The organism is Aurantiacibacter xanthus (assembly GCF_003584015.1).
Lineage (GTDB): Bacteria > Pseudomonadota > Alphaproteobacteria > Sphingomonadales > Sphingomonadaceae > Alteraurantiacibacter > Alteraurantiacibacter xanthus.
Genome location: NZ_QXFM01000112.1, coordinates 106,613 through 119,129, shown reverse-complemented (window position 1 = coordinate 119,129; position 12,517 = coordinate 106,613). Strand labels below are relative to the sequence as shown.

At 67.3% G+C, this 12,517-nt stretch carries 13 protein-coding genes; 11 read left to right on the top strand and 2 right to left on the bottom strand.

Annotated features, from left to right (window positions below; all coding sequences use genetic code 11):
* The first annotated feature begins 131 nt into the window (after positions 1 to 131).
* The 3 genes from D2V17_RS13255 to D2V17_RS13245 all read left to right on the top strand — a co-directional run bounded on the left by D2V17_RS13255 (position 132) and on the right by D2V17_RS13245 (position 3,188).
* A complete protein-coding gene (locus tag D2V17_RS13255; RefSeq protein WP_119593279.1) occupies positions 132 to 872 on the top strand; it encodes a response regulator in 741 nt (246 codons plus the stop codon).
* Between the two features lie 8 nt (positions 873 to 880).
* On the top strand, positions 881 to 2,281 hold the full coding sequence (locus D2V17_RS13250) for an ATP-binding protein (RefSeq protein WP_245978713.1): 1,401 nt from the start codon (positions 881 to 883) through the stop codon (positions 2,279 to 2,281).
* 118 nt (positions 2,282 to 2,399) lie between these two features.
* The gene (locus tag D2V17_RS13245) at positions 2,400 to 3,188 is read left to right on the top strand and encodes a zinc-ribbon domain-containing protein (protein ID WP_191229187.1); all 789 of its coding nucleotides are present in this window, start codon (positions 2,400 to 2,402) and stop codon (positions 3,186 to 3,188) included.
* Between the two features lie 12 nt (positions 3,189 to 3,200).
* Here the strand turns inward: D2V17_RS13245 and D2V17_RS13240 are convergent, their stop codons facing one another.
* Positions 3,201 to 4,775 (bottom strand): helicase HerA-like domain-containing protein, encoded by a 1,575-nt coding sequence (locus tag D2V17_RS13240; RefSeq protein ID WP_119593277.1) that lies wholly within the window; start codon positions 4,773 to 4,775, stop codon positions 3,201 to 3,203.
* Between the two features lie 103 nt (positions 4,776 to 4,878).
* Between D2V17_RS13240 and pabB the strand changes: the two genes are divergently transcribed.
* The 8 genes from pabB (at position 4,879) to ribA (ending at position 12,217) form a co-directional block, all read left to right on the top strand.
* Positions 4,879 to 6,678: an aminodeoxychorismate synthase component I gene (gene pabB / locus D2V17_RS13235; protein WP_119593276.1), complete on the top strand. Its 1,800-nt coding sequence runs from the start codon at positions 4,879 to 4,881 to the stop codon at positions 6,676 to 6,678.
* Positions 6,675 to 7,853: a pyridoxal phosphate-dependent aminotransferase gene (locus D2V17_RS13230; protein ID WP_245978712.1), complete on the top strand. Its 1,179-nt coding sequence runs from the start codon at positions 6,675 to 6,677 to the stop codon at positions 7,851 to 7,853. Before pabB ends, D2V17_RS13230 begins: the two co-directional genes overlap by 4 nt.
* A gap of 102 nt (positions 7,854 to 7,955) precedes the next feature.
* On the top strand, positions 7,956 to 8,606 hold the full coding sequence (locus D2V17_RS13225) for an RluA family pseudouridine synthase (protein ID WP_119593275.1): 651 nt from the start codon (positions 7,956 to 7,958) through the stop codon (positions 8,604 to 8,606).
* Positions 8,607 to 8,610: 4 nt separating this feature from the next.
* Entirely contained in the window at positions 8,611 to 9,015 is a 405-nt protein-coding gene (arfB, locus tag D2V17_RS13220; protein ID WP_119593274.1) for an alternative ribosome rescue aminoacyl-tRNA hydrolase ArfB, read from the top strand.
* Between the two features lie 136 nt (positions 9,016 to 9,151).
* Positions 9,152 to 9,319, top strand: a complete 168-nt coding sequence (gene rpmG / locus D2V17_RS13215; protein WP_119593273.1) for a 50S ribosomal protein L33 — start codon at positions 9,152 to 9,154, stop codon at positions 9,317 to 9,319.
* Positions 9,320 to 9,397: 78 nt separating this feature from the next.
* Positions 9,398 to 10,063 (top strand): LolA family protein, encoded by a 666-nt coding sequence (locus tag D2V17_RS13210; protein WP_119593272.1) that lies wholly within the window; start codon positions 9,398 to 9,400, stop codon positions 10,061 to 10,063.
* Between the two features lie 289 nt (positions 10,064 to 10,352).
* Entirely contained in the window at positions 10,353 to 11,156 is an 804-nt protein-coding gene (locus D2V17_RS13205; protein WP_119593271.1) for an exodeoxyribonuclease III, read from the top strand.
* On the top strand, positions 11,105 to 12,217 hold the full coding sequence (gene ribA / locus D2V17_RS13200) for a GTP cyclohydrolase II (RefSeq protein WP_119593270.1): 1,113 nt from the start codon (positions 11,105 to 11,107) through the stop codon (positions 12,215 to 12,217). The genes D2V17_RS13205 and ribA overlap by 52 nt, the downstream gene beginning before the upstream one ends.
* A 6-nt stretch (positions 12,218 to 12,223) precedes the next feature.
* Here the strand turns inward: ribA and D2V17_RS13195 are convergent, their stop codons facing one another.
* A complete protein-coding gene (locus tag D2V17_RS13195) occupies positions 12,224 to 12,487 on the bottom strand; it encodes a DksA/TraR family C4-type zinc finger protein (RefSeq protein WP_119593269.1) in 264 nt (87 codons plus the stop codon).
* Positions 12,488 to 12,517 lie beyond the last annotated feature (30 nt).

Here is a 12,517-nt window from a genome sequence, read left to right as displayed (position 1 = left end):
TTCGTGGCCTCCGCGCTCGCCCGTTTCGATGCGGTCGACGCCAACAAAGACGGCACGATCACGGCGGAAGAGCGCCGCGCGGCCCGCCCCGAACGGCGCGGCATGGATCGTCCGCAGCCCCCCGCCCCGCGATGAGCGACCAGCCGACCCGGCTGCTGCTGGTCGATGATGAAGCCAGCCTGAGAGAGCCCCTGGCCGACTATCTGTCGCGCCAGGGGTTCCTGGTCGAGCAGGCGAGCGACGCGGCCAAGGCCCGCGCGGCGCTGCTCGTCACCACCCCCGACCTCGTCCTGCTCGACATCATGATGCCGGGCGAGGACGGCATTTCGCTGTGCCGCCACCTCACCGAGAGCAAGGATCTGCCGGTCATCTTCCTCACCGCGCGCGGCGAGGCGACCGACCGTATCGTCGGCCTCGAAATCGGGGCGGACGACTATGTGGTCAAACCCTTCGAGCCGCGCGAGCTGGTCGCGCGCATCCGCTCGGTGCTGCGCCGGGCCGCGCGCTCGGGCGGGGCCGCTCCCGCCAGCGAGGCGCTCTATGCCTTCGAGGGCTGGCTGCTCGATCCGCTCAAGCGCCGCCTGACCGATCCCGAGGGCACCGTGGTGCCGATCTCCTCCGCCGAGTTCCGCCTGCTTTCGGCCTTTCTCGACCATCCGCGTCAGGTGCTCGACCGCGACCGGCTGCTCGACATGGTGCAGGGCCGCGAGGCGCACCTGTTCGATCGCGCGGTCGACAATCAGGTTTCGCGGCTCCGGCGCAAGATGGAGGCCGACAGCCGCGATCCCAGGCTGATCCAGACCGTGTGGGGCGGCGGCTACCGGCTTGCCTGCGATGTCGAGCGGGTCGCCCCCGCCAGGGTCGAGGACTGAGCGCTTCCATGCCCGCCATGCACCGGTTCCTGCCGCGCAGCCTGTTGGGGCAGATGCTGCTGGCGGTGGCGCTGGCGCTGCTGGCGGCGCAGACGCTGTCCGCCGTGCTGATCTACCGCGCCGACCACCAGCGCCGCGAGGCCGCGCTGATCAGTTCGCTCGCCTTCCAGCTGGTGTCCGACCCGCGGTTCGAATTCCGCGAGGGCCGGAATGGTCGCGGCGGGCATCCGGGGCGGCGCAAGATCCGCATGGAACGCACGCTCGAATCGCCCTTGCAGAACGGCGAGCTGCACGATCCCGAGCGCGAGGCCGCACTGAAGGATGTGCTGGTGGCGCAGGATATCGCCATCGACAAGCTGGTGGTCTTCGCGCGCAAGGTGACCGACGACGACTATGTGATGAGCGGTCGCGCCGGGCCGGTGGCCGGGCCAGAAGGCCGCTGGTCGCTTGACGACGACGCGCTGATCGCCGGGCTCAAGCGCGCGGGCGAAAACGAATGGCTGGTCGCGCGCGTGCCCCGGCCCGAGCACAACACCCGCGCGCTGGGCGGGCTGATCCTGCAAACGCTGGTGCTCTATATCGCGCTGGTGGGCGGGCTTGCTTTCCTGCTGCGCCGGATCACCCGCCCGCTCGCCGCGCTGACCGAGCGGATGAGCCGCTTTGCCGGACGCGCGGAGGGGCTCGCCCCGCTCGAACCCTCGGGGCCGGAAGATACCCGCGCGCTGATCATGGCGCATAACGAGATGGAAGCGCGCATCGCCGCCCTGCTCGACGAGAAAGACGTGATGCTCGGCGCCATCGGCCACGACCTGAAGACCCCGCTCGCCGCGCTGCGGGTGCGGATCGAGAGCGTCGACGATGAGGCCGAGCGCGCGAAGATGGCCGCCACCATCGAGGACATCACCCACTCGCTGGACGATATCCTGTCGCTCGCCCGCGTCGGCCACGCGAAAGACCCGCTCGAACGGACCGACCTTGCCGCGCTCGTCTCTTCTGTGGTCGAAGAGTACGAGGATCTGGGCGAACCGGTCGAACTGGGCGACACCATCCGCATCGCCCTGCCGCTGCGCGCGACCTGGCTGCGCCGGGCGCTGCGCAACCTGATCGACAATGCGCTGCGCTATGGCGGCGCGGCGGAGGTCTCGCTGGCCCGCGAGGAGGGCTACGCCGCGATCTGCGTGAGCGACAACGGCCCCGGCATTCCCGAAGGCGAGATTGCCGCAATGTTCGAACCCTTCGCGCGCGGCGAGGCCTCGCGCAACCGCAGCACCGGCGGCGCGGGCCTCGGCCTGACGCTGGCACGCGCCATTGCCGAACAGCATGGCGGCTCCTTGTCGCTGACGAACCGGGTGGAAGATGGCCGGATCGTCGGCCTCGCCGCCGAGCTGCGGCTGCCGCAGAAGGGCTGACCTTTTACCTCACCCGCTGTTTGGCATCCGTCGACGCGTCGATTACCCTCTGACAGGATCGTTTGGGTAGCGTCGGCAAGGGCGGCGTACACGAGGCTGAGACAGAGGGGGTATATCTGTGGCGGGAAACTACTGTACGCAATGCGGTGAGAAACTCGATCCGCAGACGCGCTTCTGCGGCAATTGTGGCGCGCCGCGCGACAGCTCTGCCAATACGCAGCACCCCCATGCCGATACACAGCCAGAGACAAAGTCCTCCCCGCCGCCCGCTTCCCGCCGCAAGCGCTGGGTTCTTGTCGGCCTCGGCGCCTTTGCCGTGATCGCTGGTGGAAGGGCGCTATACCTCAGCGCCACAGGCACTGCCCCCGGTCGTGGCGGGTCGGTCGCATCCCAAACCGTTGCCGACAACCCGCCCAGCCTCGACGAGATCGACCGGCAGCTTGAGCAGTTCCCCGACCCTGTTCCCGGCAATTGGGAGGTGAAGGTCAAACTGATGCGCGACGTGGGCGAGCCCGACCGGTTGTACGAACCAAAATTCGATGCCTACGAACTTCAGACGATCGACTCGTGCAAGAACTGGGACACCTTCGCAACCGACGTGCTGAGCCTGCTTTCGACGGAGCACGCGCGACGCGAAAGCGCCATCGCAGGCAGCGCCTTTGCCGTGTCGGGCATGCGTCGGCTCAAAAATGGCGGGCTTGGTTTTGGCTACAGGGTCGCTCCGCAGGTCCGCAACGGCGAACCCACCAAGGTTCTTTTCACAAGAGCCGTCTATCACGATGCTGGCCAGATTTCGGCCATGCTCGGCTGGCAGGAGTTCGCCAGCGGTGGAACCGGCTGGGAAAGCGAGCCGCGAATTGACTTCGCCTATATGCTCGAAGCGCGTCGCATCGGCGAGTGTCCCTAAGCCGCAGCGTGGTTAGCGCATCAGCCCGCCGATCAGGTTGCGCACGAAGCGGCCTGCAATCGGCCCGGCAAGATCGGTGGCGAGCGAGCCCAGCCCCGAGGTCACCGCCGTCGTTCCCGGCTTCGCCCGGCTCTTCTTGCCGGTGATCGCCGCCGCCGCCACCGACGCGGCAGAACCAGCCGCCGCGCCCATCGCCGCCTTGGCCGCCTTGCCCCAGATCGAGGTCGTCTTGCGTGGGCGCTTTCCCACCTCCGCGCGGCCCTTCTCCTCCACCTCCTCGGCGGTTTCCGCAGCATCGACCGCCTTGGCCGCCAGCACTTCCTCGGCACTCTCGCGGTCGATCCGTTCGTCGTAGACACCCTGATGCGGGCTGATCGACTGGATGATCGCACGCTCCTTCACGCTCACCGGGCCCAGCCGCGAACGCGGCGGCTTGATCAGCGTGCGCTGGACAATCGTGGGCGCGCCGTCCTCGTCGAGCGTCGAGACCAGCGCCTCGCCGGTGCGCAGTTCGGTGATCGCGGTCTCGACGTCGAGATCGGGGTTGATCCGAAAGGTTTCCGCCGCCGCCTTGATCGCGCGCTTGTCCTTCGGGGTGAAGGCCCGCAGCGCGTGCTGCACCCGGTTGCCCAGCTGCCCCGCGATCTCTTCGGGAATATCGATCGGGTTCTGCGTCACGAAATAGACGCCCACGCCCTTTGAGCGAATCAGGCGCACCACCCGCTCGATGGTGTCCTGCAAGGCCTTGGGCGCATCGTCGAACAGCAGGTGCGCCTCGTCGAAGAAGAACACCAGTTTCGGCTTTTCCGGGTCGCCCACCTCGGGCAGCGTTTCGAACAGCTCGGCCAGCAGCCACAGCAGGAACGTGGCGTAGAGCTTGGGGCTGCTCATCAGCTTGTCGGCGGCGAGCACGTTGATGGTGCCGCGCCCCTTGTCATCGAGGGTGAGGAAATCGTCGATTTCGAGCGCTGGTTCGCCGAAGAAATGGTCCGCCCCCTGCGCCTCGAAGCTCAGGAGCTGGCGCTGGATCGCGCCGACCGACTGCTTCGTCACGTTGCCATAGGTGCCCGAAAGCGTGGCCGCGTTGTCGTATGCCCAGGCGAGCATCGCGCGCAGATCCTTGAAGTCGAGCAGCAACAGCCCGTTCTCGTCGGCATAGCGGAACACGATTTGCAGCACGCCTTCCTGCGTCTCGTTCAGGTCGAGCAGGCGGGCGAGCAGCAACGGCCCCATCTCGGTGATGGTGGTGCGGATCGGGTGGCCCTGCTCGCCGTAGAGATCCCAAAACACCACCGGGTTATCCGAATAGGCATAGTCGTCCATGCCCAGTTCCTTTGCCCGCGCCTCCAGCTTGTCGGCATTCTTGAACTGGGGCGAGCCGGGCATTGCGATGCCCGAAAGGTCGCCCTTCACGTCGGCGAGGAACACCGGCACACCCACGGCGGAGAAGCTCTCGGCAAGGCCCTGCAAGGTCACGGTCTTGCCGGTGCCGGTGGCGCCCGCGATCAGCCCGTGGCGGTTGGCCCGCGCAAGGTTGAGCGCCTGCCTGCCGCCCGTCAGATCCTTGCCGATGAAGATGTCTGCCATGTTGGTCCCGATCCTGTTGGATATGTCGGCGCGGAAACTGGCGGGGGTGCCCCTTGCGGTCAAGCGATAGACTTACACCGCGAACACGCTAGATGAAGGCGCGATGGACCGCAGCCAACCCTTTGTCCTGCTTGACGATGCCCGCAGCACGGGCGCGAGCGATGCCCAGCTCTTCACCGCCCCGCGCGAGGTGTTCGTGGCGCGGCGGCCCGATGAGGTGGCGAGCACGCTCGCCGCGGCGGACAAGGCGCGCAAGGAACAGGGCGGGCATCTGGTCGGATACCTTGCCTATGAGGCAGGCCTCGCGCTCGAAGGCAAGCTTGCCCCGCTGGCTCCGGCGCGCGCGGGTGCAGCCGGGCCGCTGGTGTGGTTCGGGCTGTTCGGCGATCCTGAAGTGATCCCGGCGGGCGAGGTCGAGGGCTGGCTGGCCGCGCGGGCCGAGGGCAGCGCCTCCATCGGGCCGCTCGAACCGCAGGTCTCACCCGGCGCCTATTGCGCCACCTTCGAGCGTTTGCAGGAAGCGATCCGCGCGGGCGACATCTATCAGGCCAATCTCACCATGCCGCTCGCTGGCCCGGCGCAGGGCGATCCGCTGGCGCTCTATGCCGCGATCCGGCCCACCGCGGCGGCGGGCTATGGCGGCGTGGTGTTCGACGGGTCTGACTGGCTGCTCTCGTTCAGCCCCGAGCTGTTCTTTACGCTGAAGAGCGGAGCGGTGAAGCTGAAGCCGATGAAGGGCACCCGCCCGCGCGGCGCAACCCCCGAGGAAGACGCAGCGCTCGCCGCCGAACTCGCCGCTTCGGTGAAGGACAAGGCCGAGAACCTGATGATCCTTGACCTGATGCGCAACGATATCAGCCGGGTGTCGCAGGCGGGCAGCGTCGCGGTCGACCATCCGTTCGAAATCGAGAGCTATCCGACCGTCCACACCATGGTCTCCACCGTGCATGCGCAGCTGCTGCCGGGCAAGAGCGCCATCGACCTGCTTAACGCCGTCTATCCCTGCGGCTCGATCACCGGCGCGCCGAAGATCCGCGCGATGGAGCTGATTGACGCCGTCGAACGCGACGCGCGCGGGCCTTACTGCGGCGCAATCGGGCGCATCGGGCCCGATGGCGATGCCGCCTTCAACGTCGCCATCCGCACCGTGCGGCTGACCCCCGGCGAAAACCAGCGCCACAAGGCCGTGCTCGGTGTGGGCGGCGCCATCGTCGCCGATAGCGAGGCCATGTCCGAATGGCGCGAATGCCTCGTGAAGGGCGCCTTCGTGCGCGGCCCGGCGGGCGGGCACGATCTGCTCGAATCGATGCACTTCGACCCCGAAAACGGTATCGAATATCTCGACCTGCATATCGAGCGGATCGGAGCCAGCGCCAGGGCGCTCGGCTTCGCGTTCGACCGCCACGAGGCGCGCAACCGCATTCAGGCGCTGTGCTTCGACCTCGATACTCCGGCCAAGCTGCGTATGTTGCTCTCGCGCGGCGGAGCGCTCGCGTTCGAGGCGCAGGCGCTGAGCACCACCGCCCCAGCCGATCCGCAACTGTGCGTGGCGCTGCCGCTGCCCGTGGTGACCGGCGACTGGCGTCTGCGCCACAAGACCACCGACCGCGGCTTCTACGAGGAAGCGCGCCGGGTCGCCGCCACCGCCGGGGCGCACGAGGCGCTGTTCGTGCGTGACGATGGGCTGGTCACCGAAGGCTGCTTCTCCAACATCTTTGTCGAACGCAATGGCCGGTTGCTCACCCCGCCGCTGCACCTCGGTCTGTTGCCCGGTGTCCTGCGCCGCGCGCTGATCGAGCAGGGCCGCGCCAAGGAGGCCGAACTGACGCTCGACGACCTCGCGGATGGATTCCTGCTCGGCAATTCGGTGCGCGGGCTGATGAAAGCACAACTTCACGCATGACCAAGCCCTCGCTCAGCGCCGCGCTTTCGCGGATCGAAGCCTCACCCACCACCGCCATGACCGACCGCGCGATGGAACTGCGCGCCGAGGGCCGGGACATCATCTCGCTCTCGGTGGGCGAGCCCGACTTCGACACCCCCGCCCATGTGATCGCAGCGGCCAAGGCTTCGCTCGATGCGGGCGACACCCGCTACACCGCCGTGATGGGCACCGCCCGCCTGCGCCAGGCCGCCGCGCTGCATTTCGAACGCGACCTCGGCATTGCGACGGATCCGGCGCAGGTGATCGTCAGCGCCGGGGGCAAGCAGGCGCTGTTCGAGGCGATCTGCGCCACCGTTTCGGCAGGCGACGAGGTGATCGTGCCCGCGCCCTGGTGGGTCAGCTATCCGCAGATGGTGCGCTTTGCCGGGGGCACCGTGGTGCCGCTGATGACCTATGCCAAGGACAATTTCTGCTTCCGCCCCGCCCAGCTCGAAGCGCTGATTACCCCGCGCACGAACTGGGTGATCCTTGGTAGTCCGGGCAACCCCACCGGCGCGGTCTATCCCGCCGAGATGTTGCTCGGGATCGCCGAGGTGCTGCGCCGCCACCCGCAGGTGATGGTGCTGAGCGACGATATCTACGCCCCGCTCAACTACACCGGTGAACCCCACGCGACACTTGCCAACCTGTGCCCCGATCTGGCCGAGCGGATCTGCACCATCTCGGGCGTCTCCAAAAGCCACGCAATGACCGGCTTCCGCATCGGCCTTGCGACCGGCCCGAAGTGGCTGATCGACGCAATGGGCAAGCTGCAAAGCAATTCCTCGGGCAACCCCGCTGCGACCAGTCAGGCCGCCGCGGTCGCTGCTCTGGAAGGGCCGCAGGACTTTCTGGCGGACTGGCGCGAAACCTTCCGTCAGCGGCGCGATCTGGTGGTTGCCGCGATCAATGCCATTCCCGGCCTCTCGACCCCGGTGCCCCTTGGCGCGTTCTACTGCTTCATCGACGCGAGCCCGCTGATGGAGCGCTTCGGCGGCGACGACAACGAGCTGGCGCTGCACCTGCTGGAACACGGCGTGGCAGTGGTCTCGGCCAGCGCGTTTGGGGGGAGCAACGGGTTCCGCATCAGCTTTGCCGCCAGCGAAGCGGTGCTGAGCGAAGCCCTGCGGCGGATTGAAGCGGCGCTGGCCTAACCTCCTCCGCCCGTGCTGAGCCTGTCGAAGCCCTGTCCTTTCTTCGCGAATAAGAACGATGCTTCGACAAGCTCGGCATGAGCGGTGTAAGGGGCATCGGATATGAACATCCCCATTCTCTACGAAGACGGCGAGGCGCTCGTCATCGACAAGCCCGCCGGCCTGCCCATCGACATTCCGCGCAAGGGTGGCCACGCGCTGGTCAAAGAGCTGTCGACCCTGCGCCTCGGCTTCCAGCGCGAGCCGAGCCCGGTCCACCGGCTCGACACCGACACCTCGGGCTGCCTGCTGCTGGCGCGCAATGCCAAGGCGCACGTGCGCTTCGCCGCCGCCTTCGAACAGCGGCTGGTCGACAAGGTCTATCTCGGCATTGTCGCGCGCACGCTGGACGAGGAAGAGGGCACCATCGCGCTGTCGCTCTCCAAGATCAGCAGCGCCGAGAAGGGGTGGCGCATGATCGCCGCCAAGAAGGGCAAGCCCGCCGTCACCCACTGGCGCAAGCTGAAGGCGCTCGACGGCGGCCTCACACTGGTCGAGTTCCGCCCCGAGACCGGGCGCACCCACCAGATCCGCGTCCACGCGCAGCTGGGGCTTGGTGCGGCACTGCTGGGCGATCCGGTCTATGGCCATAAGGACGCGCGCGCCCCGCGCACGATGCTCCATGCCAGCGCCCTGACGGTCCAGCGCGAAGGCAAGACGCCGATCACCGCCGAAGCCCCGCTTCCCGCCGACTTCGCGGCGCTAGGGGCCTGACACCATGGGCGCGATCATCGATCGGGCCATGGCGCAGGCGCAGGAAAGCTTCATCGCCGCCTCCGGCCCCGGTGGCCAGAACGTCAACAAGGTGGCGACGGCGGTGCAGCTGCGCGTCAATATCTATGCGCTCGGGCTCACCCCGGCCGTGTTCCACCGACTCAAGGCGCTGGCGGGCAGCCGGATGAGCGCGAGCGGCGATATCATTCTCGACGTGCGCACCCACCGCACGCAGGAGGCCAACCGCCGCGAGGCGCGCGAACGACTCGCGGCGATGATCGAGGAAGCGCTCAAGGAACCCAAGAAGCGCGCCAGGAGCCGGGTCAACCGGGTGGGCAAGATGCAGCGCCTGAAGTCGAAAAAGGCGCATGGCGCGAAGAAGGAATTGCGCGGCAAGATCGACTGGTAAGGCACGCCAATGCGTGACGCCACGCTTGACTCAGGCGCGATTCTCCACCATGGGCGGCGGTCAACGGGCGGCGCGCTGGCGTCGCCTCTTTGTTTTCGGGCCGCCTTGGCCCCATCAAACCTTTGAGAGCAAGACCATGGCGAAGCCTGCAACCATCAAGATCCGCCTGAACTCCACCGCCGGGACCGGCCACTTCTACGTGACCAAGAAGAACCCGCGCAACCACACCGAGAAGTTCACCTTCCGCAAGTACGACCCCGTGGCGAAGAAGCACGTCGAGTACAAGGAAGGCAAGATCAAGTAAGCTGGCCGCTGAACCTTAATGCTGGGGAACCCCAGCAGTTCAGTGACAGTTCAATGCGGGCACACTAGGAAACACCGCATGAACATCTTGATCAAATCCCGACGCAAGCCTCTGGCCGCCGCATTTGCGGCGGCTTTTGCCTGTGCGCTTCCCGCCTCCGCCGTGCTCACTGCGGTTCCTGCCAGCGCCCAGTCGCGACAGGACGATCTCGACCGCGCGGTCTCCGCGCTGCGCGGCATCACCACGATGAAGGCCGATTTCACACAGACGGGCCGCAACGGCCAGACCCTGCGCGGCGAACTCACGCTCAAGAATCCGGGCCGCATCCGCTTCGAATATTCCGACGGGGCCAACATGCTGGTCGTCTCCGATGGCCGCGCGCTGCGGCTGATCGACTACGATGTGCAGCAGGTCGAGGCCTGGCCGATCAGCAATTCGCCGCTGGGCGCGCTGCTCGACCCGAATCGCGATGTGCGCCGCTATGGCAAGCTGCTGCCGACCACCAACAGCAACGTCATCAGCATCGAGGTGAGCGACCCCGGCCGCCCCGAATATGGCACCATGACGCTGGTGTTCGTGCGCAACGGCTCAGCCCCCGGCGGGCTGCAACTGACAAGCTGGGTCGCGCTCGATGCGCAGAACACCCGCACCACCGTGCGTCTCTCCAACCAGCGCTATGGCATGACGGTGAACAATTCCGCCTTCTCCTATCGCGATCCGCGCCCGCGCACCCGTCGCCCGTAACGGGCGCCTCAGGGTCCAGCAGTTGTATAGAAGCGACAGAATGCGCGTTCCGTTCATTGGCGCGACAGGCTGGCGAACCTATATCTGTCAAGGCAAGCACGGCTGATCGGCGGGTTTCTCCCCCCCTGTTGACCCGCCATTCGATTTCCGGCCTGCTTGTCTGCGTGACGAACGCAAGAATGAACCCCCGTCTCACCGCCCCCGGGACGGGGGTTTTTCTTGTCCATCGTCCGGCCAGATCCGGCCTCCGGCTTGTGGCCCGGCCAATGCCGACCTAAAGCCCTTGGTCATGTCTGCCCCTACCCTTTCCGTCGCCAGCTGGAACATCAACTCGGTGCGCCTGCGCATGCCGCAGGTGGCCCGCTTCCTTACCGAGAACGCGCCCGACGTGCTCTGCCTGCAGGAGATCAAGTGCATGGAGCACCTGTTCCCGCGCCAGGCCTTTATCGACCTCGGCTACGAGCACATCGCGCTGACCGGGCAGAAGGGCTATCACGGCGTGGCGACGGTCAGCCGCATCCCCTTGCGCGACTATGCCCGCCACGACTGGCAGGACAACGGCGAGGCACGCCATGTCGGGGTGGAGCTGCTCGGGCCGGGCGAAGGCCTGATCCTCGAAAACGTCTATATCCCCGCCGGCGGCGACGAGCCCGACCGCGAGAAGAACCCCAAGTTCGGCCAGAAGCTCGACTTCCTCGCCCGGATGACCCGCTGGTCCGAAGGGATCGAGCGGCCCACGCTGCTGGTGGGCGATTTCAACATCGCCCCGCTCGATTGCGACGTCTACGACCACAAGGCGCTGCTGAAGGTGGTCAGCCACACACCCATCGAGGTGGAGACGCTGGGCCAATTGCAGGCCGCCCACGGCTGGGTCGACCTTGGCCGCAAGCACATTCCCGCGCCCGAGAGGAACTACACCTGGTGGTCCTACCGCACCTATTGGCAGGGCAAGGATCGCGGGCGGCGGCTCGATCACATGTGGGCCTCGCCCGACCTTGCCGCCAAAAGCGTGAAGCACACCATCGCCGAGCACACCCGCGAATGGGAAAAGCCGAGCGACCATGTGCCGATCATTACGGAGTTCGCGCTCTGAGCGGAGCCTCGCCTTCCCGCCGCGCGGCGCAGGCGGTTGACGCCCTACGCCACGGCTGGCCGATCGCTATCGCCGGTGCGCCGGTGCTGCTGCCGATCGAGACCGGGCTTGCGCCTCAGGCAAAGGCGGCGCGGCTGCTGATCTCGACCGCGCGGGCGGAGACGCTGCGGCTCACCAACCAGCGCGAGGCCGCGCGCGGGAGCGACCCGGTGCTGATTCGCGCGGGCGAGCCGCTCGATCTCGCTGCCGCGCTGCCGGTGGCCGACCCTTCGCTCGATCTGCAAACCCCGCTCAAAGGCCCATTCCTCGCCGAAGCGCTGCCCTGGCGGCAGGAGGCCGAAGTGGCGCTCGAACTCGCGCGAATCGCAGGTATCCTGCCCGCCTTCATGGTCGCGCCCGAGCATGGCGGCGAGCCGGTGGCGCTCGAAGCGGGCGACCTTGCCGAGTTTGCCGACCCCGAAGCGCTCACCATTGCCACCCGCGCACGGTTGCCGATCCACGCCAGCGAGCACGCGCGCATCATCGCCTTCCGCAGCGCCGACGACCTGCGCGAGCATGTCGCGCTGGTCCTCGGCGAGCAGGATTCGGGCAAGGTGCCGCTGGTGCGCCTCCATTCCGAATGCCTGACCGGCGACGTGTTCTCCAGCCTCAAGTGCGACTGCGGCCCGCAACTCGATGCAGCGCTGGTGGCCATGGCCGATGAGGCCGCACAAGGCGGCTGGGGCGCGGTGCTTTACCTGAGGCAAGAGGGGCGCGGCATCGGCATCATCAACAAGCTGCGCGCCTATCACCTGCAGGATGATGGGCACGACACGCTGGAGGCCAACCGCCGCCTCGGCCTGCCCGAAGAGGCGCGCGACTTCCCGGTCGCGGCGCGGATGCTCGAACTGATGGGGGTCAGCGCGGTGCGGCTGATGACCAACAACCCGGAGAAAGTGGCAGCGCTGGAGGCCGCCGGGGTGACAGTGACCGAACGCGTGCCGCACCAGCTCCCGGCCAATCCGCACAACGCCCACTACCTCGATACCAAGCGCGACAAGGCGGGCCACCTGCTGCGCTAGGATGCGTCAGCGGAGCTGGCTGTCCTTCGAGCCGCGCCGGTTGATCGCCGAGTGACGCACGGCGCTGTCACGGCCGGACTGGCAGGCGACGCAGGTGCGCACACCGGGCACGGCCTCGCGCCGTTTCTCGGGGATCGGTTCGGCGCATTCGTCGCAATATTCGGCGCTTGGCCCGCGCGGCATGCGCGCCCGTGCCGCGCTGACCGCGTCGCTTACCGTATCGTCGATCTGATCCTGCACCGCGCCATCGCGCGACCATCCACCGGCCATTGCCGCCTCCTTTTCACCCGCTCAATGTTG